19 protein-coding genes are annotated in these 25476 nt (G+C 33.8%); 4 read left to right on the top strand and 15 right to left on the bottom strand.

The features are described 5' to 3' along the window. The first annotated feature begins 15 nt into the window (after positions 1-15). Complete coding sequence (locus ACIQ06_RS02500; RefSeq protein ID WP_396143726.1) at positions 16-963, top strand: L-threonine 3-dehydrogenase; 948 nt, start codon at positions 16-18, stop codon at positions 961-963. 59 nt (positions 964-1022) lie between these two features. Here ACIQ06_RS02500 and ACIQ06_RS02495 read toward each other — a convergent pair whose 3' ends face one another. The 3 genes from ACIQ06_RS02495 to ACIQ06_RS02485 all read right to left on the bottom strand — a co-directional run bounded on the left by ACIQ06_RS02495 (position 1023) and on the right by ACIQ06_RS02485 (position 2631). Next, entirely contained in the window at positions 1023-1613 is a 591-nt protein-coding gene (locus tag ACIQ06_RS02495; RefSeq protein ID WP_396143725.1) for a hypothetical protein, read from the bottom strand. Between the two features lie 22 nt (positions 1614-1635). Beyond that, positions 1636-2061 carry a hypothetical protein gene (locus tag ACIQ06_RS02490; RefSeq protein WP_396143724.1) on the bottom strand — a complete coding sequence of 142 codons (426 nt, stop codon included), beginning with the start codon at positions 2059-2061 and terminating at the stop codon, positions 1636-1638. 78 nt (positions 2062-2139) lie between these two features. Continuing rightward, the gene (locus tag ACIQ06_RS02485; RefSeq protein ID WP_396143723.1) at positions 2140-2631 is read right to left on the bottom strand and encodes a nuclear transport factor 2 family protein; all 492 of its coding nucleotides are present in this window, start codon (positions 2629-2631) and stop codon (positions 2140-2142) included. A gap of 429 nt (positions 2632-3060) precedes the next feature. Here ACIQ06_RS02485 and ACIQ06_RS02480 point away from each other — a divergent pair, with 429 nt between their 5' ends. Next, positions 3061-3357, top strand: a complete 297-nt coding sequence (locus ACIQ06_RS02480) for a GIY-YIG nuclease family protein (RefSeq protein ID WP_396143722.1) — start codon at positions 3061-3063, stop codon at positions 3355-3357. Positions 3358-3535: 178 nt separating this feature from the next. On the opposite strand, the gene ACIQ06_RS02475 is transcribed toward ACIQ06_RS02480, so the two are convergent. Then, a complete protein-coding gene (locus ACIQ06_RS02475; protein WP_396143721.1) occupies positions 3536-4867 on the bottom strand; it encodes an ammonium transporter in 1332 nt (443 codons plus the stop codon). Between the two features lie 533 nt (positions 4868-5400). Between ACIQ06_RS02475 and ACIQ06_RS02470 the strand changes: the two genes are divergently transcribed. Further along, positions 5401-5994: a 2OG-Fe(II) oxygenase gene (locus ACIQ06_RS02470; protein ID WP_396143720.1), complete on the top strand. Its 594-nt coding sequence runs from the start codon at positions 5401-5403 to the stop codon at positions 5992-5994. Positions 5995-6010: 16 nt separating this feature from the next. Here the strand turns inward: ACIQ06_RS02470 and ACIQ06_RS02465 are convergent, their stop codons facing one another. From ACIQ06_RS02465 to ACIQ06_RS02425, 9 genes are all read right to left on the bottom strand, one after another. Beyond that, entirely contained in the window at positions 6011-8398 is a 2388-nt protein-coding gene (locus ACIQ06_RS02465) for an AIPR family protein (protein WP_396143719.1), read from the bottom strand. Continuing rightward, the gene (locus ACIQ06_RS02460; RefSeq protein WP_396143718.1) at positions 8398-9369 is read right to left on the bottom strand and encodes a PD-(D/E)XK motif protein; all 972 of its coding nucleotides are present in this window, start codon (positions 9367-9369) and stop codon (positions 8398-8400) included. The genes ACIQ06_RS02465 and ACIQ06_RS02460 overlap by 1 nt, the downstream gene beginning before the upstream one ends. 7 nt (positions 9370-9376) lie before the next feature. Beyond that, a complete protein-coding gene (locus ACIQ06_RS02455) occupies positions 9377-12205 on the bottom strand; it encodes a Z1 domain-containing protein (RefSeq protein WP_396143717.1) in 2829 nt (942 codons plus the stop codon). After that, positions 12202-13671, bottom strand: coding sequence for an ATP-binding protein (locus ACIQ06_RS02450; protein WP_396143716.1), 1470 nt, complete (start codon positions 13669-13671; stop codon positions 12202-12204). Before ACIQ06_RS02450 ends, ACIQ06_RS02455 begins: the two co-directional genes overlap by 4 nt. A gap of 1 nt (position 13672) precedes the next feature. Further along, the gene (locus tag ACIQ06_RS02445) at positions 13673-14185 is read right to left on the bottom strand and encodes a hypothetical protein (RefSeq protein WP_396143715.1); all 513 of its coding nucleotides are present in this window, start codon (positions 14183-14185) and stop codon (positions 13673-13675) included. Beyond that, positions 14182-15417, bottom strand: coding sequence for a DNA cytosine methyltransferase (locus ACIQ06_RS02440; RefSeq protein WP_396143714.1), 1236 nt, complete (start codon positions 15415-15417; stop codon positions 14182-14184). Before ACIQ06_RS02440 ends, ACIQ06_RS02445 begins: the two co-directional genes overlap by 4 nt. Further along, complete coding sequence (locus tag ACIQ06_RS02435) at positions 15410-15619, bottom strand: helix-turn-helix domain-containing protein (RefSeq protein ID WP_396143713.1); 210 nt, start codon at positions 15617-15619, stop codon at positions 15410-15412. Before ACIQ06_RS02435 ends, ACIQ06_RS02440 begins: the two co-directional genes overlap by 8 nt. Before the next feature lie 125 nt (positions 15620-15744). Then, positions 15745-18783, bottom strand: a complete 3039-nt coding sequence (locus ACIQ06_RS02430; protein WP_396143712.1) for a choice-of-anchor I family protein — start codon at positions 18781-18783, stop codon at positions 15745-15747. A gap of 167 nt (positions 18784-18950) precedes the next feature. Further along, a complete protein-coding gene (locus ACIQ06_RS02425; protein ID WP_396143711.1) occupies positions 18951-19961 on the bottom strand; it encodes a hypothetical protein in 1011 nt (336 codons plus the stop codon). Between the two features lie 135 nt (positions 19962-20096). Between ACIQ06_RS02425 and ACIQ06_RS02420 the strand changes: the two genes are divergently transcribed. After that, a complete protein-coding gene (locus ACIQ06_RS02420) occupies positions 20097-20639 on the top strand; it encodes a hypothetical protein (protein ID WP_396143710.1) in 543 nt (180 codons plus the stop codon). A gap of 278 nt (positions 20640-20917) precedes the next feature. Here ACIQ06_RS02420 and ACIQ06_RS02415 read toward each other — a convergent pair whose 3' ends face one another. Then, positions 20918-23020 carry a prolyl oligopeptidase family protein gene (locus tag ACIQ06_RS02415; RefSeq protein ID WP_396143709.1) on the bottom strand — a complete coding sequence of 701 codons (2103 nt, stop codon included), beginning with the start codon at positions 23018-23020 and terminating at the stop codon, positions 20918-20920. A gap of 141 nt (positions 23021-23161) precedes the next feature. Then, the gene (locus tag ACIQ06_RS02410) at positions 23162-25180 is read right to left on the bottom strand and encodes a M13 family metallopeptidase (protein WP_396143707.1); all 2019 of its coding nucleotides are present in this window, start codon (positions 25178-25180) and stop codon (positions 23162-23164) included. Positions 25181-25476: the final 296 nt, after the last annotated feature.

Below are 25476 nucleotides of genomic sequence, written 5' to 3'. Positions count from 1 at the left end.
ACAAACAAACAAACTATGACTACTAAAATATTAATAATCGGCGCTTGTGGACAAATAGGTACCGAGTTAACCACCAAATTAAGAAGTATTTACGGAAATGACAACGTGATTGCTTCGGATATTCGAAAATTGAATAATGATATTGTCAACAATGGCATTTTTGAAGTTGTTAATGCTTTAGATTATAATCAGATTGAGCATTTGATTGAGCAATATCAGATTACCGATGTTTATTTAATGGCGGCTTTACTTTCTGCTACAGCTGAGAAGAATCCTGCTTTTGCTTGGGATTTGAATATGAACTCACTATTTCACGTATTGAATTTGGCGAAAGCTGGAAAAATAAAGAAGATATTTTGGCCTTCAAGTATTGCGGTTTTCGGACCAACTACTCCAAGAAATAATACGCCACAATATACCATCATGGAACCAACAACGGTTTACGGAATTTCTAAACAAACTGGCGAGCGTTGGTGTGAATATTACCACCATCAATATGGCGTTGATGTAAGAAGTATTCGTTATCCAGGATTAATAAGTTGGACAACTGAACCAGGTGGTGGAACTACAGATTATGCGGTAGATATTTATCACAAAGCCATTGAAAAAGGTTCTTTCACTTCGTTTCTTTCAGAAGATACTGCTTTGCCTATGATGTATATGGATGATGCTATTAAAGCAACTGTTAGCATTATGCAAGCCGATGCTGAAAAGATTAAAATTCGTTCTTCTTATAATTTATCGGCGATGAGTTTTACTCCAAAAGAGATTGCTGAAGAGATTAAAAAACACTATCCAAATTTTACTATAGATTACAATCCAGATTTCCGTCAGAAGATTGCTGACAGTTGGCCTGCTTCTATTGATGATACTTCTGCAAGAGAAGATTGGGGTTGGAGTAACGATTTCAACATAGAGAACATGACAGTTGAAATGTTGGAAAACTTGAAAAAGCAAAAATAATAGATAAAAAAAGCGCTACCCCAAGAACAAGGTAGCGCTCAACTCTAAACAAAAAAATCCTATTGTTGAACAATCGGAGCTCTTAGAGATTCTAATACAACAACAACATCAGCGAATAATTCTGAGTTAGCCGGCACACCGTTGGCAACGGCAGCTGCTCCTACATAACCAACAAATTTGTCGTAGTTTGCATTAGTAGATTTTACACCCATTCTTGGATTGGTTGCTGGATTATGAGCATTAACCATGTCAAGACCTGAATAAGTATTTACTGGGTTTGTTCCTCCTGTGTTGAACGAGAAGAAATCGGTTAAGTTGTCTACTAGAATGGCTAAATTAGTTGTGTTTCCTGCACCAACTTCTGTTAATACTGGAGAAAAATGCGCTCCTAAGTTACCAGAAGCACCACTTTGAACATCAGCAACGATTAGTCCAACTGTTGAATTTACCACTTTTCTGTAGCTCAAACGACCTTGCTCAATCATTTGTCCGGGATTGTCTGGATCGGCTACCATTGTTGTTCCACCTAATCTAGCGTAGATTGATGGTTTTTCTGGAGCTGCTGGTGTTTCATCATCATCACTACAAGATGTGAACACTGATGCTCCAATTACCAATGCACAAAGTGCAAGTTTTGAAAATTTAGTCATAGCATTTATATTTAAAGATTAATTAAAAAATTGATTGTACTAATTTGGTAAACTTATAACTCAAACCGTCTTTCTTGATTACTGGACACACTTGCTTGTTGGTAAGATTGGCTGGTAAAACAAAACGTTCTGCTTTATAATTTCCTTTGCTCATTAATTCGTTGTACACCTTTTCTGAGTTGGCTATGGTGTTGTCGTGAAAGTAGACCACTACATTATTTTTAACAATAATGTCACTTTTTACACCTTTAATAGCGTGTAGTTTTTCTTTTATTTCAACTGTTCCGATGGAATCAAATGGTTTGTCAAAATCGATTCGACTGATTTGGATGGTTGCATTTTCAATAGGTCTAGCATTAGCTATGTGATAGACTAATATTGCAAAAAATAATAGTCCGATTCCCAGAAGACTGAGTAGAGCGATTTTTACTTTCTTGTTAATTTTCATGACGTTCTTGATTTGTTTATAGAGTCATGTACGAGAATAAAAAAGCTTTGGTTTTGTTGGGCATAAAAAAAGTTCCAATTAAGGAACTTTAGTTTTTAGTTTTTCAATCAGCGCATCTTCTATTGGCGCCTTTGTTTTTGTGACTTCATCTGAGTTGTCGTTTGGAATCGTCATGGACAAAACATAGTGCTTTATTTTCCAAGTGTTTTTTACTTTTACTAATACACCAGAACCTCTGCAGATTTTCATTTGGGTGTTTAAAAGTTCGTCAAACCATGCCATTTTTCCATCTTTTGAGAAGTAGATGTTTCTTTCTAATGCTGTGAAACTCCAAGCGCTACCTTTATCAAAATAAGGCTTTGCGAAAGCCTGAAATTGTTTTTTATTCCAGTTTTCTGTGGCATCGGTTCCTATGTAGATGGCATCGTCAGTTAGGTAACTGAAGTAGTTGTCAAACTGAACGTCGGCCGCTGCTTTGTGCCAATTGTCTAGCATGGTGTTGATAGCTTGTTTGTCTTGTGCAAAGGACAACTGTGTTATAAGTGCTAGTGTGAAGAGTAGTTTTTTCATCGGATTTGTTTTTATAAAAATAAGAATTTTTAAACACAAAAGGCATAAAAGTTTTTTTAACCACATAGAAACATAGATTTGTTTAGAAACACTTAAACGTCTAGCTACAACTATCGTCACTTCGAGTGTTTTTTAGAAAATTGCGACTGAGCTATTTTGTAAAAAATGTATCGAGAACTTGGTTTACGTAAATCGTTTTTTCATAGGTTCTCGATACAATTTTGCTCCATTGCATTGCACAAAATCACTCGAAGTGACGGAAGTTTAAGTTAGGGATTTAGTGCTTTTGGGAATTATGAGTTTGTTTAGAAACACTTAAACTTTTAGCTACAACTATCGTCACTTCGAGTGTTTTTTAGAAAATTGCGACTGAGCTATTTTGTAAAAAATGTATCGAGAACTTAGAAGGAATTTTCATATTTTTGTTAGATGCAACAATCTTACGTTTATATATTAAAATGTTCTGATAATTCCTATTATACTGGAGTTACGAGTAAACTTGAACAAAGATTGTTTCAGCACAATACTGCTTTTTACCCTGATTGTTACACTGCGTCAAGAAGACCTTTAGAGTTGGTTTTTTATGCTGAATTTACAGATATTAATTTAGCAATTGAGAAAGAAAAACAAATTAAGAAATGGTCAAGGGCTAAAAAAGAAGCTTTGATAAATGACGATTATGAAGCTCTTCCAAATTTAGCAAAGAAAAAGTTTAGGAAGTTATAGTTTTTCATAGGTTCTCGATACAATTTTGCTCCATTTCATTGCACAAAATCACTCGAAGTGACGCAGGTTTAAGTTACGGATTTAGTGCTTATGGGAATTATGAGTTTGTTTAGAAACCCTTAAACTTCAAGATTTTAAAAATTTCTTTAATCTGTGTTGCTATCTTTTAAATATAGAATTAAAACTTCTCACCATGCTGAGACAAATCTAACCCTAAATCTTCTGATTCTTCTGTGACGCGGATTGGGATGATGAGGTTGGTTAGTTTGAAAAGTAAATAAGCTCCGCCAAAAGTGAACGCAGAAACTAAAACCAATGCCATCATGTGGTGACCAAAAACACTCCAACCGCCGTGAAGTAAGCTGGCGTTTTCTCCTTGAGCGAAGATGGCTGTTAGAATCATACCCATAATTCCGCCTACGCCGTGACAGGCGAAAACGTCTAAAGTGTCGTCTATTTGCTTTAGCTTTTTCCAATGGACCATTTTGTTGGAAACTATGGCGCCTATGAATCCGAAGAAGATGCTTTGTGGAATGGTTATGAAGCCTGCTGATGGTGTGATTACTACTAAACCAACTACTGCACCAATACAAGCTCCGAGTGCGGAAACTTTTCTTCCGTTTAGTCTGTCAAAAAATACCCACGTCATCATGGCTGATGCTGAGGCAATTGTTGTTGTTGCAAATGCCATGGCTGCTGTTGCGTTGGCTGCAAGTGCCGAACCTGCATTGAAACCAAACCAGCCAAACCATAGCAATCCTGTTCCTAGAAGAACGAAAGGAATGTTGGTTGGAATGTGTTCGCTGTTTTTTCTTTTGCCCAAAACAATGACTCCTGCTAATGCTGCGAAACCTGCGCTCATGTGCACCACTGTACCTCCTGCGAAATCCTTTACACCGAAATAGCTACCTAATAGGCCGTGAGGATGCCAAATCATGTGGCATAACGGTGCGTAAATACAAACTGTAAACAAACAAATAAACAAGAGGAAAGAGATAAAGCGAATACGCTCGGCTAAAGCGCCGGTTATGATTGCAGGCGTAATCACAGCAAATTTCATTTGAAAAAGGGCAAACAATATGAAAGGAATACTAGAACCTAAAGCCTTGTGAGGCAAAAGTTCTACTTGATCGAAGAAGGCAAAATCTAGTGGATTGCCTATAATTCCATAATACGTTCCGTTGAGGTTGATTCCTATTGGGCTTCCGAAGGAGAGACTGAATCCTATGGTTACCCATAGCAAACTTACTACTCCAAGACAGATGAAACTTTTGAGCATAGTAGAAATAACGTTTTTCTTACCTACCATACCGCCATAGAAAAAAGATAATCCTGGTGTCATTAGTAAAACCAAGCACGATGCTGTAAGCAACCAAGCTACATCGGCAAAGTTGATGGTGTTGGCGTCATTAAAATTCGTAGTTGGTGCTTGGTGTTGCCAAAACAAACCTGTTACTGCAACTACAGTAATAATTACAAAAGCCGATATCCAACGTTTTTCTAAACCCATTTTATTTATTTTTACAAAATACCCTAAAAATAATAGGGTAAAATTATAAAAATAGTAGTATTTTGAGTTTAATTTGAATGAAAAAATAGGGTTGCAGTTTGATTTTTATCAATTATGATGCTAAACCTATATTTTTTTAAAATTATGAAAATTATATTGGATTATTTTATTGATGTAGCAATAATCTTAATGGATACTTCTGAGTAACCTCTTCTATACTTCATCCATACTTCTAGCATACACTCGGCATACATAAATGATACACTCGCCATACACTACTCATACATTAAGGTATTAGTTTTGAGTGTTGGGTTTTAGAATGAATTTATAATTTTTGTGGTTTTTAATTGAACATAGGATGCGCTTCGCTTGTATAGAACGCGGATTTTACGGATGCTTTGCAACACGGATTGGGACGGATTTTTAAAATGGAGTGATATTTTAATTCTTGTACTAAACGTTAAATAAAGACTTTACTGGTTTTTATAGCACTACCTTTCGGCATCTTGTCTAATCAAGTGTGGGAATGTAGTATGGATGCGAATTTTGAAACCTTGATTGCGAGTTATATGGAACATAAAGTGGGCATTGCCGACCATTTTTTGAGTGACGATTTGTGTTATCATTTAAAAGCGAATATGCTTGCTTTGAACAACGACCAACAGTTGATTACTGGCGGCGTTGGCAATGACGGCATTATGGTTTTTGACGATTTGATTAGAAACGACAAGATTTATTGGCTAGACAAAGCCCACAACAACCGCCACGAAACAGAATTTCTAGAAAAGATTGAAGCGTTTATTGAGTACCTAAACGAGACGTGTTTTACCAACATAAAAAGCTATGAGTTTCACTACTCATTGTATGAAATTGGAAGTTTTTACCGAGCGCATTTAGATCAATTTGAAGACGACAACAAACGCCAATTCTCGATGGTGAGTTACCTAAACCCACATTGGAACACCCAAGATGGTGGCGAACTTTTTATACACCAAAAGCCCAAAAACCAAGCCATTGCACCGATGCAAGGCAAAACCGTTTTCTTTAAAAGCGACGAACTCCAACATGAAGTTTTAGTTACCAATGAAAGAAGGTTTAGTGTGACTGGTTGGTTGAAGAGAGGTTAGATATTGATTAATTAAATCAAATGTCTACACCAAATTTAGCTAACTTTTTAATTGATTTTAATGCATTTACAACGTTAACCTCTTTTACTGTTTCACTTTTTGAAATTGACTTTTGAACAGATTTTAAATTAGCTAGTTCAAGATTATCAAATATTTTGGTTTGCTCTCCTAAGTCAAATATTTTAGACCAATCATTTTTGGAAATTAACTTTAATCTGTCATAGATGGCTTTAACATCAATAACTTCAACCTCAATTTCATTTGATAATGATTTTATGGTGTTAACATCTGTGTTATTTTGTTCTATGTAAGAGAGTAATTTATTGCCTACTGAAATATCTCTACTATTAAGATTTTTGGCTTTTTTAATTTTATTTGCAATTTCCCATATATCAGTTGAATATTCTTTAAATTCTTCAATATCCATTGACCATTTTGAAACACCATCCCAGAACTTATTACCGAAACCTAAAATTTTATTGATACTCATCAAATTGTTTTCTGATTTGTTATCAATTTCTTCTGTTTCTATTTCCCTTGCTAAGACTTGTTCTTTTGTTATGAAGCAATCAGAATATTGTTCAAAATTGAATTTATAATTTTCATCTTTTAATAACTTCCAACTTGATTCTCTTTTAGCATATTCAGAAATAAGTGAATTATTTGAAGATTTAACCAATTGATGGTAAACAAAAACAATTAATTTTTGCAATTCATTTACTATTCTTGCGTCAACTCGTTGCTCTTCATAAATTTTCCATAAATCAATTCGGTTGTCTGTCAGAAAATAAAAATACGAAAGTGTATAAGCAACTGTGAATGATTTTAAATTGGTATCACCAATGGCATCAATGTTTTTTCTACCAAAAAGTTTGTCTACCACTTTAAAAAGAATAGCATTAGCAATTAATTTTTTATAAAAATTTTCACCAGGAAATCTATTTTTCTTAACTAATTCATTAATCTTTTTGGTGTAATGAATAAAGTTTTTCTGAGCACCTTGTGATACATAATGTGGTTCTAATTCCCAAATATTTATATACTTAGCAACATCAGATTTAACAAATTTCTGATTGGTAGGATTTTGTTCCTTGAATTTTCTTTGCTGAGCTGGAGTAGTTAATTTATTTAAAGATTCTTTGTACTGACCATTAACACGTTCAAAATACCACAAGGTTGACATGTTTCTATTGACTGGATCAATAACATATTTTTTTCTTGATAGAGATTCAATTTGAACAAAATATGGATTATTAGAAGACAAATCTAATTCTGATACTTTGTTTTGACTGTTAGCAAATCTAGCAATGTTTGGAACTTCAATGTTTTTTTGTTCAACATCTTTGATTACCGTTAATTTCATCTGAACAAAAACATTACTCAAATCGGCATCTTTAAACTTCTTTTGAGTATGAAACAATGATGCAGTAGTTTGACCACCATTTACAATTTGAAAATCAAGTAGTTTTGTTAAGTATAATTGATTATCGTTAAGTATAGTTTCTACGTTTTCTGCTGTTGCAGTAATACCATTATTATACGGTAGAAACATTTGCGGTTTTTCTCTTATTGTATCTCTTATCCCTTTATTAAATTTACCAGTTTGACCTAAAAAAGCCCTAACATTACTTTCAAGTAATTCATTTGAATATTCTTTGTAAAGTTTAGATAATACTTCACCTGGTAAAATTGCCAAATAACATTCATACAACTCATTAATGTTAGGCATTTTCAAACATTGAATACCATGCTGATTATTTGATATTAATTCTTTAAAATCAATTTCAATTGGCTCTCTATTGCTTGATGATTCACTTAATTTATAAAATCTAGGAATATCCCAAACATGAACAAAAATATCCAAATCATCAAATCCTTTAATTGTGATTTTCTCTAAATCGTGATTTGAATTTCCGTTTATTAAAAAATAAATATTTATTCTATCGAAATTTGATTTCTGCTTTAAAATGATTTTTAATAACTGATTCAACTCTGTTTGAGCTGGGTCAATATAATCAATATGCCCTTTTAGAGCTGCATTTAAAAACTTCTTAATTTGATTAATACTTTTATTAAAGTCATCTTTAGTAATGTTATAATCGTAGGAAGTTTTATTGAAATAGGTTATGAATAAATCTAACGTTTCAAAGTAAACCTTGTTAAAATCGTCTTTGAATTCATCTTTAAGACAATATCCGTTTATTTTCCAGTCAACTCTTCCTTGAGAATCAGGATTTATATAAGACAATACTCTGGCGCCTTCTGACTTGCCTATGTTATCCAATATTTCAATGCAATACTCTGTAAATTTATCTTCAAAACTTGCACCTTCACCATCAGAATACACTAATGCTGAAACATCGGACTGAATGGCTTCAATATAATTTTTTAATCCTCTCTCCATTATTTTATTAATTCAAGAATTGATTCATTACTTACTAAAAATTGTTCTATTGCTGACAATTCAATATTATACTTTGTATCAAATAAACCAATAGGTAAATCTGAAGCTACTAATCTTGGAAAATCATTTATAACTTCATAGAAATTTCTCTTTCTAAATGCATATTGACGGTTGTAATTTTCAAAATCTTCATCAAAATAGCCAACTAATAAAAGTCTTTCATTGAAAAATTTTAAGGCATTCTGATTATTATTAATTTTAGTTCTGATTTGCTCAATAATAGAGTTTAGGGAAAACCCTTTGTCTTTTACTTCTTCAACAACATACAATACTAAATACAGCTTAGTTAGATTCTCATTATCTAACTGTCTTTCACTTGAAATTTTAACTTTTGGAACTTTTGATGAAGTTAACTTTACTTCAATGCCAAATGAACCAAAACGAAAGTCTTTATCATTAAAATCTGGACCAGTCCAACTTTCTAATAAAGCATCAATTGAATATTCTTCATCCAGCAATGAATTGAATAACAAAAGTTCTCCAATTAATCCTTTTTGTCTTTCAATTGTTAGCCCTTGAAAATTTATTTTATCAAATAATTTCTTCCATTTTAAAACAACATTAGAAGTTTCAACAAGTGCTTCATTCTCTGTGGTACATATTAAAACACTATCAATGATATCCTCAATAAATAAGCTGAAAACATCTTTAAGTTGATTGTCTAAAAGGTATATATTAAATTCTTTGTAAGTGCTATAGTCTAAAACTTCAATCCTTAATCCTTTAAATTTAAAGTTTTTAAATTCTGGGACTAAAGTTGAATGGGCAATTTCCATTATATAAATATGATTTCCTGTGATATGGTTTGTTGCAGCAAAACACTTGAATTGATTAACTTCATCAATTCTTGTCTTTATAATTAAACTACCATCAGGTTTTTGATTATCCCATATTGATTTAATATTAACCATAATTAATCTATTCGTTTTCTGGATTATCATCATCATCCATAGGTTCTTCATCAAAACCGTTAAATAATGTTGCAGTGTATGAAGTTTTCTTTTCGTTATCTATTTCAGGAAAGTGAATACTAAATCCTATTATAGGTTTATCAAAATCTGCATTAGGTGTTCCTCTATTATCTAAAGCATAAACTAATAGCAGCCCTTTTTTCTCTTGTTTGCGTTGGTTCTTTATCTCTTGATTGCTTTTTAAATTTTGAATTGTTAAATCAACTTGTCTATCTGTAGTATCGTCGATTTGGTTTTTAGAAATAAAATAGTGTGAATTATGTCGAGTTGATTTGGGTTGATTACGAACGCTGCATCCTAATGTAATTTTTTCTTGATTCCAATTCAAAAGATAAGTAAAAAGCTTTTCATTTTTACTTCTTTCGCCTCTTGGGGTATTTCCTTTCCAATCAATAAATACCTTATCATCAGTATTAGAAACAAGAACTACATTCCATTCTTTTATTTCTGTTTGATTTTTAATATACTCACTAAGATTGGCATTTTTAACAGAAGGTGTTTCTGTTTTGAATTTATCCAAAAATTCACAAAGCAATTCGATATTAATGTTTCTATAAATTAAGTACCTTGGAATAATATCTGTTACTTTATGTTTTTTAATTTCTTTTGGATATCCTAATCCTACAAATAAAGATTGAAAAGCATCGAAATTATTTGATATTACATTCTCGGTTTTGGTTAATTGATAAGTTTGAGGGTTTGTACCTGAAAAAGAAACAGTAATATTCTCTGCCCAATTTAATTTTGCGACACTTGTTATTGTTAATAAACCATGATGGTTTCTGACTTTTAATCTAAAATCTTTTGGTTTCTGAAAGGTTGCTGTAAGAATATCAAAATCGTTACGCATTTCCTCTGTAGCCATCGTTATATGATTAAACCATTCAAAGATTGTATCAGTTGTAAACAATCTGCATAAATCTACATAACCAGGTCTATATCCAAACCATCTACCCATCTGCATAAGAGAATCATACATTTTAGTAGTTCTTAAATAATAACTTATTGAGAGTCCTTCTAATGTAATTCCTCTAGCTAATCTACTACCTCCTACAGCTATAATAGATAGTCCATTTTCATATCTACCATAGTCAATTTCTTCAATGTTATGATATTCAAGATTTGTTGTAGAACGAGTTCCGTGTACAGACCTAACATCAATCTTACCTACAGCATTTTTAAGTTCAGTCCTAACTTCATCCCAAGAGTGTACTTTTATTCTTATATCTGTGTAATCTAGATTTTCAAGTACATTTTCAGTTGTTGGTGCAAAATCATTTAAATAAATATCTTTTAACTCCTCAATGAATTTAGTATCATTTCCAATTATGTAATTTTTGTATTCTCTAATCTTATCATTTACTAAATAAGCAACTCTATCAATCCATTTCACATATAATGCAACATGAATTAACATAGAATTATGCTTCTTTTCATGACCTCTTAATCTTCTTATAGTACAAGTAAGTATAAAAGTTTTTAACGCTAATTCTAGACTTTTAGGTAAATACTCGGGTAATTCATCTTTATTATTTTTGTTAATTGTTCTAAAAAAAGGAGGATCATAATCGCTAATGGATCTAAAAATATCTAATGGTTCATTGCTTTCTCCTGTGATAGGATTTTCAAGTCCAAATATTTTTGAAGCACCAATATAATTAGATGGAGCTTTAATGTTTACAATAAAATCTCTTGGAAATAAGTCTTCACCGATAAAATAATCCTTTCCTTTGACCGTTGTCTTTTGGTCTTTATTAAAGTCTTGTGAAATAAATAAATTTGCATAAGGTGTTGCTGTGTAACCAATAAATGTATTTTGGTCAAAAACATTTAATAATGTTCTTATTAGCCTATTTATTGTTTTTATTTCTTCAATGTCTCTTGATGCATTTACTGACGCTGCATCAGCTTCATCATCAATTATTAATGCTGGTACATCAAATAATTTTGGTTGTCCGTCTTTAAATACAATATTAGTGTCTTTAGATAACCAATCAATTAAGTTTTCAAGAATACTTTTATTTTTCTTAATTACAAATACAATAGGGTTTTTTCCAATAGGTATATTGAGCCTATTAGCAATGGCCTGATTAAAATCTCCTTCATCACCAGTTTTATAATATGATGAAGTTAAAGAATAAATATCTGTTTCAACTTTTTGATGACCAACTCCTATTATTTTATTTTCACCTCTGTTATTAATGTAAGCAGAACTACTTCTCCCTATAAATCCCTCATCAATTCTTTCTTGTGTCTGTCTTCTTAATGAGCTAATTGTTCCAGCAATAACAATTATAATTTTATATCCAGCATCAGAAGCCTTGTTAATAAGACCTACATAATTTGATGTTTTGCCTGACTGAACATGACCTACTACCATTCCTCTTCTATCCCAAGAACCATTTTGATTAGGATTGACACATTTGTCAAGGATTTTGTTAGTAAAATCATCTAAATCATTAATTGGGAAAGACGGGTCTTTTTGTTGCAAGAAAGATTTATATCTTTTCCAAAGTTCCCATTTGTTTTCAAAGTTATATAGCCAGGGGTCAATATCGTCAGTTAGCATTGATATTGAACCCTTTCCTATACTTAAATCCGCTTTTAATATTTCAAATAGCTCATTCTTGTCTAATACTTGTCCCGGAATTATATCAATCGCAGAAACTTTTTCAATAACTTCCAATAAAGTATCTTCCGTTATTTCTCCAATGGATTTATAGTAATTTAGAAAAGAGTGCGCAAAATTACGCGCTAGTTCAATTATTTGGCTCATACTAAGTAGTTGTTAATTAACGGAAATAAATTAAATGGTGTTGAATTCATTATTTGTTGTTTAGCCAAGTTTTCAGGCACACCTTGAATAATATAAATTTTATATAATTCTAATGCTAGATTGATTAAATCATCACTAGGGATTTCAGGAATGCTTTCTAATTCATGAAAAGATGGATTCTCATTTTGATTGTATAAGATTAATTCTAAAGGGATATTTTCTTCAATAAGTTTTAAAGCTTTTGAAAAAAGTTTGTTTTCTTTTTCAGAATCAAGCAATTGCTTAATAATAGGATGCTTCTTATTTATTTTATATTTTTTTATTCCTTCTCTGTTTGTTTCATCTTTCCATAAACTCTCAAAAGATTGACTATTATAATCTGAAGACACTGTTTTTTGTCCTCTCCAATTATATATTTTTGCAGACTTCATTACAGCCATCTTAGCTATTCTGGCTAATTCTTTTCTTATTTCAATTGGTGGTGTTGCCGTTGATTTTTTTATATCAAGATTCCAATCAAAATCGTTTGCATTAGGAAAATTAATAGCTATCCTAGCTAACTTTGAGTACTCTCTCTTCTTTTCAATCCCTAACCAATCACCAGATACTAATAATCTGTCACCACGATATATATAAAAACCTTGTTGTTGATACCATCCTAAAGGTCCACCTGATTTTTCATAATCTTCATTACTAATTTTTGACATATGAGGCAAAATAAAATATGTTACTTCAACATTGTTGATTAACACTTCTAATTGTCCCATTTCAGGCTTCGGAGTAAGATTTAAAAGGAAAGGATTCCATGGTTCAATTTCATAGGTATTTGTAAAAAGTTTAATTTTTTTACTTTCAATAAAACGATGAAAAACTAAACTTAAATGCTCATTTACGGTAGTCATTTCTTGATAGAAGGCATTTTTAACAGCTTCATTTTCAACCTCAGAATTACCTACGATACGGTCTAATAATTCCCAAACAATAAAAGTTCCGCTTTTTAATTTATCAACTTTATCTAAGTAAGATTCATCAGAAACATAATCTAATAAAGTCCATTCTTCTTCACTGTTAATAAAATCAATATCCCAACAACGTTTGATAGTTGCAAAACCTTCTTTCTTTGTAATAACTGTAAGCCTTTTACATTGCGAAAAAGAAGCCGTTTTTAGTCCCATACCAAATCTACCCAAGTCTTTCTCATCTCTAGTATCTTCAGGGTTTTTACTTCCAGGAGTCATAGCTATAATTAACTCATCTAAATTCATTCCTTTCCCATCATCAAGAATGGAAATAACAGAATCTTTACCTTTCCATAAAAAATCAATTTCAATAGTATTTGCGTTAGCAGAAATACTATTATCAATAATATCTGCAATTGCAGTTGAAAGGTTATAACCAAAACTACGATAAGAATTTATTGTTGATTTTGGATTTGGCTTGGCATTTTCGGCTTTGTATTGTTGCATATTAATATCCAATTATTAATATTCCTTCAAGTGGTAATCTTAATCTGCCTGATGAGTATAGTGTGTCAAAAAAAGTAATTACCTTTTTAAAATCTTGACTCTTTTTATAGGTTTTCCTTACAGCAATTACTAAGTAATCAACTTCATGCATCATACATGCTTGAAACAGATCTTTTAAGAATTGATAGTTTGTAACTCCTCTTCCTGCTTCGACTTCAATTACAGTTTTAGATTTTTCATTATAACCATCTGCATCAAAGTATTTTTCTAGTTTTCCGTTAGGACCAAATAAAACAGGAACTTTTATTTTATCATTACTTTTTTTACTCTTTTCAACTTTGTAATTAATTTTTTCAAGAGGTAAAGCAACTTTTTCAAGAACCTCATTACTTGAATAGGTAAATAAATCAGAACTTATTTCGTTTGAATTGTTTTCAAAAACTTCTAAAACATCTTTAAGATGTTCTGGGATAATTTTACTTTTCGGAAAGAATTGCCATTGAATTTCATTCATATCATTTCCTTTATTTTTTTTGCAATTCCTTCAGCCATCAATACAGGGACAGCATTACCAATTTGCTTAAAAGCAGTTGTTCTGCTAGATTCAAAGAAATAATCGTCAGGAAATGATTGAATTCTTGCGGCCTCTCTAACAGTTATTGAACGATTTTGATTAATGTCTGGGTGAATATAATAATGTCCATCTGCGCAAATGTGAGCAACTACGGTATGAGCAAGACCTTTATGGTTTACAACTTGAAATCTATTGGTAAAAGACTTAGTATTATTGTGTTTTATTAATCTTTCTGGCAATTCAGCATAGTTTAACCTTTTACCCTCATTTACCCATTTGTCAACAGCTATGCGATAAATCTCTAAATCATTTTCGTTGTTTTTTCTTGAAATATGTTGAGTAGTAAAATCTATTCCATTTCTTATTCCAGTGGATTCAAGATAATTGTTTGTTTTCTTGGAGTATTTTGTTGATTTCCATTCACCTTGTCCGCTTTTGATTTTTGGCAAGTCAGAAAATAAATCTTTTAAAACTTCATATTGATTAACTTTATCTTGAAAATCAGGATATTTCAAATTTAATTCTTGCTTCCATCCAATTATAATTACTCTTTTTCTGTCCTGAAGAACTCCAAAGTTTTTTGCATTTAGGACTTTTTTATCCAAGTCATAACCAGCATCTTTTACAGCTTTAAAAATCAATTCTAAATATTGACCATTATTAGCTGAAAGTATACCAGGAACATTTTCAAATACAAACATGTTTGGTTTATATCTTTCTAGAAATTCAACATAATATTTATATAAATGATTTCTTGGGTCATCTGTCATGCCTTTAGGATCTCTTGCTCTTCCTGCAATAGAATAAGCTTGGCAAGGTGGTCCGCCAATAACTAAATCCACGTTTTCTTTCCCAAGCTCATTGTCAATTATTTCAAAAATTGATGGTAAGGTTTCAGGAGAAATTTCTTTATTTATTACGGACTTAATTAGGTGAGTAGGTACTTTTCCCCACAATTCGTCTCTATTTATTTTGCCTTTTAAATAATCGTAGTATTCTTTAATTCTATTGTTTTCTTTAAGAAAATGGTAAGCAGTTCTTGTTTTTAAAGTATCACAAGCATCCTTATTCATTTCAACGTGAGCAATAGGGTTAAATCCAGCTCTTATAAAACCTTCAGAGAGACCACCTGCACCAGCAAATAAATCTATAAAGTTTAGTTTACTATTCATAATCAAATAAATCTTGAATTCTTGCATTTAGAGCTTTAGCAAGTTTTTCAATTATTAGTAATGAAACATTTCTTGTTCCTTTTTCAATGTCAGAAATATAGGTTCTGTCTATGTTTGCAATGTTGGCTAAGTATTCTATAGAGTAATTTTTTTCTTCTCTAAGAGATTTAATTTTCTTTCCAAATTTTTCTTTCAAATCCATATCTTGTAAATTTAGCTTTGTGAGGACAATTGACCTGATGACAATCGTCCTTTTTTTAGATTAAATCAAACAAAAAAAAACCTCCAACTTTCGTTAGAGGTCTTTTACAAATAAAAAAAACTACACTACTTTACTATTAATTTTTTAACGATGCCTTCGCTGGTTTTTACTAAGTAAATTCCGGTAGACAAGGTTTTTGTGTTTAGGGTTTGAGCGTCTTTTTGAGAGAACAATAATTTTCCAGAAAGGTCATACAGTTCGATGTCGGCTGCGCGGTTAAAGTAAACTATGCCATCTGCATTAGATGGGTTTGGGAAAAGTGTAAATGTTTTGGTTGTGTTAGCAAACTCATTGTTGGCTAAGGTATTCGTATCAACTTCAAAGATTGTAATCGTTCCGCTTATTTCGTTGGCTACTAAAATATAAGGCGTTCCTGTTGGGCTGTTGGCTGCGCTTACATAAGTTATGCCTTCTGGTCCGTGGTCGCCTGCGAAAGCTGAAGTGCTTCGGCTGTTTTTGTAATCTACAAATACGGCGTTGTTTGGGTTGGTAATGTTGTATACCATAACGCCACCAACACGCTCTAATGAAACGAAAGCAAAAGTTTCCGTTCCTATTTGCGCTACAGTTACGCCTTCTGGCTCTGGACCTTTAGCACGACTTCTTCCTTTAGGAGTATTGCTCTCGTGGTCGGCATTGAAAATCGTAGGATAATTGGCAGCTGTATATCTTTCGAAAGCATCGCCACTATCATAAACAATTTGTTTTGTAGTAGTATTGAAGATAGAAAACGAACGTGTTCCAACAGCATTGATGGTTTCAAATTCGGCATCGGCATCGGTATTTCCGTTTAAGTTGGTTACTCTAAAACGTCCCATGTTGTAAGATTGTTTCAAAACACTAGCATTTGGAAAATTGGTTGCATCCAAAGTGTAAGTTGAAGCTCCAACGGTAGTTCTTTCGGTAAAACCAGTGTATTCTTTTTCGTCACCTTCATTGGCAGTAACGATGTAATTGGTTCCGGCAACGTTATAATTTGCCACAGCATCAGGAATATAAAACGCTTGAATTGGCCAGTTGGCAATCAATACTTGTCCGTTATTATCTGAAATGTCCATTCCGTTTCCTGGTTGGCTAACGTCTTTAGTACCCAATGCCCAAATATCTGCAATGGTAGTTGTTGCCAAATTGATTTCGACAATAGCATTATTTTCTTGAAGTGTTACCCAAGCTTTTTGAGAATCGGCACTTATAGTAATGTATTCTGGTTCAAAATCTTGCGACATTGTGCTTGTAGCTTTCAATTTACGAACACCAGAAGCGATTAAAGTAGCTTCTTGCGAATTGTAAGCAGTGAACAATAAAGTAGTTACGTTAGCTTGAGTTAGCGAAGCAATTCCACCAGCAATATTAATTACACTTACTGAACCTTCTGGGTCGATAGAATAGTCAGAATTTGGTTGACCTTCATTAGCAGTCATTACTTTAGTTCCGTCTGGCGAAAACGTAATCATATCAGGTAACGCACCAACGGTTACCTGATTTAGGTATGTTCCGTTGGTATCGAAAAATACTACTGAACCGTTTAAAGTTTCGTCATTATTTGGAGAAGCTACGGCTACAATTCCGTTTTTAACCGCTACAGAAGTAACACCACCATAAGGATTCATGTTCACCGAACTGATAACGGTTGGCGCTGTAGGATTAGAGAAATTAATAATATCTAGAAATCCTGCTACTGCACTTGTAGTAAATAAACGTTGTGATGCTGGATCGTGAACCACAATTTCGCAAGTACTTGTGTTGGTTCCAGAAGGATCAAAACTACCGATGTAATTTAGTTCGATTTGATTGTTTGGAATTGGAGCCACATTGTCGTTATCGATGATATAAATTGTAGCTGTTGAAGTTCCTGTAATTGATAAACCTACAGGATTTTCTAAACTTAATACGAAATATTCTGCTTGTTGTTCAGCAGTAGCATCATCAATAATAGGAATGGTGATGGTTTGTGTCAAAGCACTTGAAGAAGTGAAGTTTAATGTTTGAGTAGCAAGTGTAAAATCGCTTGCATTTGCTGTACTAAAAGGAGCTGTCTTAACCACTAAATTAACCGAACTCGTTGCAGGATTTGTCAAATTGATAGTAAATGAAAGTGTTCCAACAGCTTCATTAACTGTAACAAAATTGGAAGCCAAACTCGCCGTTGGATTTCCGGTTGTAAAACTTGCTGATGTTGTTGTAGTAATAGCATTGTTGCTTGCATCTTCAACAACATTTGGAAGTAAAGCCACATAATAAACTTGACTGATTGCCAAAGTAGCATTTGGAACAATTGAAATAATATTTCCAGAAATGGTAGCGTCAAATGGCACTAGAGTTCCTGAAGCGTTGTTTAAACGTAATTCTACTAATGCATCAACATTGGTATTAGTAATTGCCGAATCATCAATCAATCGAATAGCTTCGTTGAAAGCGATAGTTGGATTGATAGTAACTGATACATTAGTTGCTCCATTTGCAGGAGTTATTGTAGTCACTGGAGCAACAGTATCGCCACCACCAGCAGTTGTTCCTTGAACCGTAAAATTATCGAATCGGTTGTTACCTTCAATTCCACCTGAACCTTGAGTGAATTCCACTTTTAATTTAAAATTTGGATTGTTAGTAACACCTGCAGTTGATGAAAAATCTAAAGTTACTAAGGCTGGATCGCCGTTATTAGGAAGTACTGTTGTAAATAAAGTATAAGTTGTACCGTCGATAGAGTAGGACCAAGTTTGTGAACCAGCACCATTGTTCGAGCGACGTGTGGCAAATTTTACAATAATATTTTCGTAACCTGAGGTTGGAAGTGCAAATTCTAAAGCACCACCAATAGGATTGTCAAAACGTAAATGGGTTCCAGATACATCGCTATTTTGCGCATTCAGGTTAAGGACATTAAAATTCTGACCCGTTCCGCTAGCAAAATTAATGGTGCTACTTCCACCAGGAATGGCATTTAATGCAGCGCCACCAAGTGTTTGAGCTGGAGATGTGATTGATGCAACAGAAGCATTGTTGTTGAAGTTCCAATAGTGCAATAGCGTTTGTCCCCAAGAAAAGGAAGAAGCAAAAAGCATCAGAACAAATAGGGTTTTTGTAGTGTAATTTTTTGACATATTCGTGTAGTTTTAATTGTGCTACAAAACTCTATCGAACGTGTTAAAGTAGTATTAATCTAAAAATAAAGAATTGTCAAAAGTTGAGGTTGGAATCTTTAGTAAAGGTTATGAATAGGTTGGTTTGGGTTTGGGAGTTTACAATTTGTTTATTTTGGAGGTGAGTGTTATTGATATTGAATATAAATCGGTTTTGGTGTGAATTGAAGTAACTCTTGTGGTGTGTACATTGTTGCGTTGCCTTCATTGTCGTTTTTGTAGAAGAGTTTGAAGCCAGTGAATTGTACTGGTTCTGGGTAGATGGTTCGCATCCAAGTGGCTTTTTTTAGTTCTTTGCTTCCAAAGCCGTCCATGTCAATTACTACTTGTACTTGTGCAGTTGGTTTTATTTGGTTGTAGTCGGTTATCATTTTTTTGGTAAAGCGGTGTACTACCAATACTTTTGGTGGTAGGTTGTTTTCTGTAACCAAAGTAGTAAGAAAATCTATAGCATCATTGATATCAGTTGCCGACATGGTTCCAATCTTGGCACCAGGAACTTCGCCACCTTTCATAGAAAATTCAGGATCAATACCTAAGTGAACGTTGGGAAGTTTTAAATAATCGGTTAGTGTTGCAATTTCTTCTTTTACGGTGCTGTGTCCCACTTGAACATCTAGAAAAACTAAGGCGTCAATTTCTTTTGCCCAAGCCATCACGGTATCAATTTGTTTGAATGGCATTCTTAGTCGGTAGTTGCTACCGCTACCATTTTTGCCTTGAGCGGTAACAGCAATATAATGCAACGCAGGTACAGTTTCTATAGTAGAATCGGCTGCTTTCCAAAGCGCTACTTCTTCTTTTAGTTTGTTGAGCATTTCTGTTTTAGGAAGTTCGCCTAATATTCCCATTCGTTTAGAATAGAGGTTTCCGTAAAAAGCGATGATGCGTTTGTAAGGCAAAAGTGCTCCAGGCAAAGGATGTACGGTTTTTACTGGCCATTTTCCTGTGGTGTCGCCATTGCTTAATGCTACCATTCTTTTTTGATAATCGACGGTATCTAAAGTGATGACTTTGGCTACTTTGACAGTATCTACTTTGACTTTTGATGGCTTATTTTCCTTAGATTGCGATTGGTTGCAACTTGAGGTAAGTACAAGTAATGACAAAAGCAGCAGCGTATATTTGGCGACAGACATAGTATTATTTTAAGTGGTATAAATGTAGTGATTTTTTAGTTGGAGTAACGATTAGAATTTTTTAAAATGACAGCTAGTTTGTTGTTTTGTTTTATAAAACTTGTATATTTGATGTTATCAAAAAAAAGAATTGTTATGAAGAAGTTAATATCATGTATAGTTTTAGTGGCTTTAGGATTTGTTTCTTGTAAGCAGGAAGAGGAAACTAATGTAGTTTCAACTAATCCAGAAACCTCTGCCTTTTCGGATGATTTTAAAGGACCAACTGCCGAGCCTACAACGCCATCAACTGCTGCTGCACAACCTGGTGCGCCTATGATGACTACACCAAATGGCATGGTAGCGCCAACAACGGCTCAACCTGTAAAAGTTGGAAAAGGAATGAATCCGGCGCATGGTCAGCCAGGACATCGTTGTGATGTTGCTGTTGGTGCTCCATTGAATTCGGCTCCTGCCAAAACTACAACAGCTTCAACGCAATCGGCAACTATTACTTCGGCAGGTTCAACACCTGGTACAGTAACTCAAAATGGTGCTACAATTACAACTACAAATAATAACATACCTGCAACCATTGCAGCTCCTGTAGAAACGGCTCCAGGAATGAATCCACCACACGGTCAAGAAGGACATGTTTGTTCTGTTGCTGTTGGCGCGCCTTTGCCTAAGAAGGAGTAGGGTTTAGTGTTCAGTGTTCAGTGTTCAGTGTTCAGTGTTGAGTGTTGAGTGTTGAGTGTTCAGTGTTCAGTGTTCAGTGTTCAGTGTTCAGTGTTGAGCACTAAGTTAGTGTAATTAATTTCATTTTTAGTGCTTTATCTAAGAAAATCAAAAGCCACCTCGGCTTTCAGCCACTCCTCCAGAGGAGGAGAATTCTAAAAAAGACATTTAGTTTTATCAGTGCTCAGTGTTCAGTATTTATGTTAACTGAACACTGAGCACTGATTACTGAATACTAACTACGGAAGTTTTGTTATTCCCATATTGTATAGTGTGAAGGCCATAATATCTACACTTTCTTGAATGGATGCTGCTACTGATTTTCCAGCTCCGTGTCCTGCATTTATGTCTATTCTTATTAATGTTGGGTTGTCACCAGCTTGTTTTTCTTGTAATTCGGCAGCAAATTTGAAACTGTGTGCCGGAACTACTCTGTCATCATGGTCACCAGTGGTTACCATAGTTGCAGGATATTTGGTGTTTGGTTTTACGTTGTGTACTGGTGAATAGCCTTTAATGTATTCGAACATTTCTTTACTGTCTTCTGCTGTTCCATAATCGTATGCCCAACCTGCTCCTGCAGTAAAAGTATGGTAACGAAGCATGTCCATTACACCAACTGCTGGTAGTGCTACTTTCATTAAATCTGGTCTTTGCGTCATGGTTGCGCCTACTAGCAATCCGCCATTAGAACCACCACGAATGGCAAGGAAATCAGAAGAAGTATATTTTTCAGCAATTAGATATTCTGCAGCAGCAATGAAATCGTTGAATACATTTTGTTTTTGCATTTTAGTTCCGGCAACATGCCATTTTTTTCCGTATTCGCCACCACCACGAAGGTTGGCTACCGCATAAATACCACCGTTTTCCATCCAAACGGCATTTGAAATACTAAAACTTGGTGTCAAACTCACATTAAATCCACCATATCCATAAAGAATAGTTGGGTTTTTACCATCCAATTTCAATCCTTTTTTGTGGGTAATAATCATTGGGATTTTAGTACCATCTTTGGAAGTATAAAACACTTGTTTAGATTCGTAATCGTTGGAATTGAAATCAATTTTAGGTGTTTGATATACTTTAGAATCACCAGATTTTGGGTCAAAGGAATACGTTGAACCTGGCGTAGTATAATTTGTAAAAGAATAATATAAGACTTTTTCAGTTTTTTTACCGCCAAAACCACCAGCGGTTCCAATTCCTGGCAATTGGATGTTTCTTACTAATTTTCCAGAATAATCATATTGTTTGATAGCCGAAACTGCATCAATCATGTAGTTGGCAAAAAGATAACCACTTCCTGTTGAAACATTAAGAACGTTTTCGGTTTCTGGAATAAGGTCTTTCCAATTTTCAGGCTTCGGATTGCTTACATCAACAGTTACAACGCGTGTGTTTGGTGCATTTAAGTCGGTTGTAATAAACAGTTTAGAACCTTGATTGTCGATGATAGAATTATCGCTATTGAAATTATCTACAATAGTTACAATTGGACTGTTTGGTTTGGTTAAATCCTGAATGTACAATTCATTTCCGTAGGTAGAGGTTGAAGCTGTAATCACTAAATAATGATTGTCTTCTGTTACATAACCACCAACATATCTTCTTTTTTGGTCTAAGCCAAAAATCACTTTATCGTCTTTTTGACGTGTTCCTACTTTGTGGTAATACAATTTGTGTTGGTCGGTTTTTGCCGAAAGTTCGCTACCATCAGGTTTGTCGTAACTTGAATAATAGAAGCCATCGTTTCCTTTCCAAGACACGCCACTGAATTTTATATCTTCCAAAGTTGGTTCTAATATTTTTTTGGTAACGGCATCCATAACGATTACTTTTCTCCAATCGCTACCGCCTTCAGAAATAGAGTAAGCTACTTTAGAACCATCTTCAGAAAAATTTACACCACCAAGTGATGAGGTACCATCTTTAGAAAAAGTATTTGGGTCAAGAAATACGCTTTCTTCGCCTTTAGCATCTTTTCTGTAAAGCACTGATTGGTTTTGAAGTCCGTTGTTTTTATAGTAATACGTAAAGTTACCTTCTTTGAAAGGTGCACTTATTTTTTCGTAGTTCCATAGTTTTTCAAGTCTTGATTTTAGGGCATCACGATATGGAATTTTACTAAGATAATCGTAAGTAAGACGGTTTTGTTCTTTCACCCACGAGCCAGTTTCTTCTGATCTATCGTCTTCAAGCCAACGGTAAGGATCGGCTACTTTGGTATCGAAATAAGTATCGGTTACTTGACCTTTTTTGGTGGTTGGATATTGCATTTTGTTTTGACTCATTAGTGTAATTGGGAGCGCCAAAGCCATTATTAAAATTGATTTTTTCATTTTTTGATTGTGTTGAAGTGTTTGCAAAACAAAAATAGTGAATTTATTTGTTACCATTTTTTAAATTTCCTTATCAGAAATTAAAGCTAAAAAAACCCAACATTGCTGCTGGGTTTTAATTAATATTGGATTTGAATTAGATTACCAAATTTTAACTCTTTTTTCTGGAGCTAAATAAAGCGAATCCGTTGGTTTTACATTGAATGCTTCGTAGAATTCTGGGATGTTTCTAACCACACCATTAATTCTAAATTTAGCAGGCGAATGTGGGTCACTAGCTACTTGATTTCTCAAGGCTTCTTCACGAGTTTTGTCTAACCAAACTTGTCCCCAACCAAGGAATACTCTTTGAATTCCGGTGTAACCATCCATTTTAGGAGCTTCTTTTCCGTTTAGTGACATTTTGTAAGCTTTTAGAGCGATGCTCAATCCACCTAAGTCACCAATGTTTTCACCAAGAGTAAAACTTCCGTTAAGGTTTAAATCTGGAAATGCTTTAAAGCTGTTGTATTGTTCAACAAGCGCTTTTGTTCTGGTTTGAAAAGCTGTTAAATCTTGTGGAGTCCACCAATTTCTCATTACACCTTCACCATCAAAAGTACTTCCTTGATCGTCGAATCCATGACCGATTTCGTGTCCGATTACGGCACCAATTCCACCATAATTTACTGCATCATCAGCCGCTAAATTAAAGAAAGGTGGTTGAAGAATTGCCGCTGGAAAAACAATTTCGTTAAGCGTAGGGTTGTAATAAGCATTCACCGTTTGAGGTGTCATTCCCCATTCTGCTCTATCCACTGGTTTTCCTAATTTGTTTAGCATACGGTTGTATTCAAATTCTGTAGCTCTAGTTGCATTTCCGTACAAATCGTTTTTAGCAACTTTTAAAGCTGAGTAGTCTCTCCATTTGTCTGGATATCCAATTTTAATCATGAATTTATCTACTTTAGCAAGAGCTTCTTTCTTAGTATTAGCACTCATCCAATCTAATTCTTTGATGCTTGCTGCGTAAGCTTTAAGTAGGTTTTTTACCATAGCCGTCATGCGTTCTTTAGCTTCTGGAGTAAAGTGTTTTTTTACATATACTTTACCAACAATTTCTCCCAAACCACCATTTACAGCGCTAACCGCTCTTTTCCAATCTTCTTCTTGTTGCTCGGTTCCGTATAATGTTTTTCCGTAGAATTCGAAGTTTTGTTTGTCTAAAGCAGTGTTTAAGTAACCAGCAGTGTTGTTAATTAAACTCCATTTTAAATACGTTTTCCAAGTATCAATAGGCGTATTTTTGATGATATTGTTTAAGCTTTTTGTGTAAGCAACTTGAGCAATCACAATATTTTTTTCGTTTGCAACACCTGCATTTTTTAACATAGCCGTCCAATCAAAATCTGGCATTAACGATTTTAATTCGGTTAAAGCATATTTGTTGTAAAGCGCTGCTGTGTTACGAGTGTCTTCTTTTTTCATGTGGTTGGTTGCCAAAGTAGTTTCTAAAGCCATAACTTTAGCTGCACTTTCAGCGCCATTTGGTAATCCAACTAGTTGCCACATTTTTTCGATATGCGCTACATATTTCTTACGAATGTCCGACATTTTGGCATCGTTCTGTAGGTAGTATTCTCTTTCAGGAAGTCCTAAACCACCTTGCCAAGTCATTAAAGTGTATTTTTTTGGATCTTTAAAATCTTCAGTAACAGCAACTGAAAAAGGAATTGATACTCCAGTTCTATTAGCTTTTCCGAAATAGGTTGCTAAGTCAGTATAATTCGCAATAGCATCAATAGCTTTTAATTCCGATTGAATAGGTGTAACGCCTTTAGCATCACGGTCTTTACGATTTGTATAAGAGCTGTAGTAATCTCCAATTTTTTGCTCGTCTGAACCTTCAGAAAAACTACCTTTAGAAGCTTCTTCAATGATAGCTTTAACGTCTTTTTGCGATTTGTCATACAGCATATCAAAAGCACCATAAGATGCTTTATCTGCAGGAATTTTGTTGTTTTTAGCCCAAGTTCCATTAACGAAACGGTCGAAGTTATCGCCTGGTTTTACTAAGGTATCCATATTCTTTTTGGTAATACCTGATACCAATTCTTCTTTTTTGCTACAAGATGCCAAAAGCACGGTTGCTGCAAGAAGAGAGATTTTGATGTTTTTCATATTTTAGTTTAATTTGTTAAAAAGCTAATTTACGGAATTTTAATTATTACTATTGGTTGTCTTTTCATAAAATTTGTTACAGTTATCTTGTTAGAATTCGTTTGAACATTTGTTAAATTTTATAAAATGTAGTTTTCAATCCAAAAGTTATCTCTAGTTTTGTCCTATCAAAATAAAACAATGAACACGATTATTTCACAATTACATCATCATCATTCTTGCAACCAGGCGAGTTAATGATGTATTGTAGCTAATCAAATAACACAATTAAAAACCCGTCTGAGTATATCAAGACG

It is taken from the genome of Flavobacterium sp. (assembly GCF_044341265.1).
Taxonomy (GTDB): Bacteria; Bacteroidota; Bacteroidia; order Flavobacteriales; family Flavobacteriaceae; genus Flavobacterium.
This window is presented reverse-complemented; position numbering and strand designations above follow the sequence as displayed.

Bases quoted from the DNA above. Each gene is read 5' to 3' on its own strand.
- ACIQ06_RS02475 (WP_396143721.1), bottom strand. From the start codon at position 4,867: ATGGGTTTAGAAAAACGTTGGATATCGGCTTTTGTAATTATTACTGTA.
- ACIQ06_RS02430 (WP_396143712.1), bottom strand. From the start codon at position 18,783: ATGTCAAAAAATTACACTACAAAAACCCTATTTGTTCTGATGCTTTTT.
- ACIQ06_RS02420 (WP_396143710.1), top strand. From the start codon at position 20,097: ATGAAGAAGTTAATATCATGTATAGTTTTAGTGGCTTTAGGATTTGTT.
- ACIQ06_RS02415 (WP_396143709.1), bottom strand. From the start codon at position 23,020: ATGAAAAAATCAATTTTAATAATGGCTTTGGCGCTCCCAATTACACTA.
- ACIQ06_RS02490 (WP_396143724.1), bottom strand. From the start codon at position 2,061: ATGAAAATTAACAAGAAAGTAAAAATCGCTCTACTCAGTCTTCTGGGA.
- ACIQ06_RS02450 (WP_396143716.1), bottom strand. From the start codon at position 13,671: ATGCAACAATACAAAGCCGAAAATGCCAAGCCAAATCCAAAATCAACA.
- ACIQ06_RS02500 (WP_396143726.1), top strand. From the start codon at position 16: ATGACTACTAAAATATTAATAATCGGCGCTTGTGGACAAATAGGTACC.
- ACIQ06_RS02435 (WP_396143713.1), bottom strand. From the start codon at position 15,619: ATGGATTTGAAAGAAAAATTTGGAAAGAAAATTAAATCTCTTAGAGAA.
- ACIQ06_RS02410 (WP_396143707.1), bottom strand. From the start codon at position 25,180: ATGAAAAACATCAAAATCTCTCTTCTTGCAGCAACCGTGCTTTTGGCA.
- ACIQ06_RS02480 (WP_396143722.1), top strand. From the start codon at position 3,061: ATGCAACAATCTTACGTTTATATATTAAAATGTTCTGATAATTCCTAT.
- ACIQ06_RS02470 (WP_396143720.1), top strand. From the start codon at position 5,401: ATGGATGCGAATTTTGAAACCTTGATTGCGAGTTATATGGAACATAAA.
- ACIQ06_RS02465 (WP_396143719.1), bottom strand. From the start codon at position 8,398: ATGGAGAGAGGATTAAAAAATTATATTGAAGCCATTCAGTCCGATGTT.
- ACIQ06_RS02455 (WP_396143717.1), bottom strand. From the start codon at position 12,205: ATGAGCCAAATAATTGAACTAGCGCGTAATTTTGCGCACTCTTTTCTA.
- ACIQ06_RS02495 (WP_396143725.1), bottom strand. From the start codon at position 1,613: ATGACTAAATTTTCAAAACTTGCACTTTGTGCATTGGTAATTGGAGCA.
- ACIQ06_RS02460 (WP_396143718.1), bottom strand. From the start codon at position 9,369: ATGGTTAATATTAAATCAATATGGGATAATCAAAAACCTGATGGTAGT.
- ACIQ06_RS02440 (WP_396143714.1), bottom strand. From the start codon at position 15,417: ATGAATAGTAAACTAAACTTTATAGATTTATTTGCTGGTGCAGGTGGT.
- ACIQ06_RS02485 (WP_396143723.1), bottom strand. From the start codon at position 2,631: ATGAAAAAACTACTCTTCACACTAGCACTTATAACACAGTTGTCCTTT.
- ACIQ06_RS02425 (WP_396143711.1), bottom strand. From the start codon at position 19,961: ATGTCTGTCGCCAAATATACGCTGCTGCTTTTGTCATTACTTGTACTT.
- ACIQ06_RS02445 (WP_396143715.1), bottom strand. From the start codon at position 14,185: ATGAATGAAATTCAATGGCAATTCTTTCCGAAAAGTAAAATTATCCCA.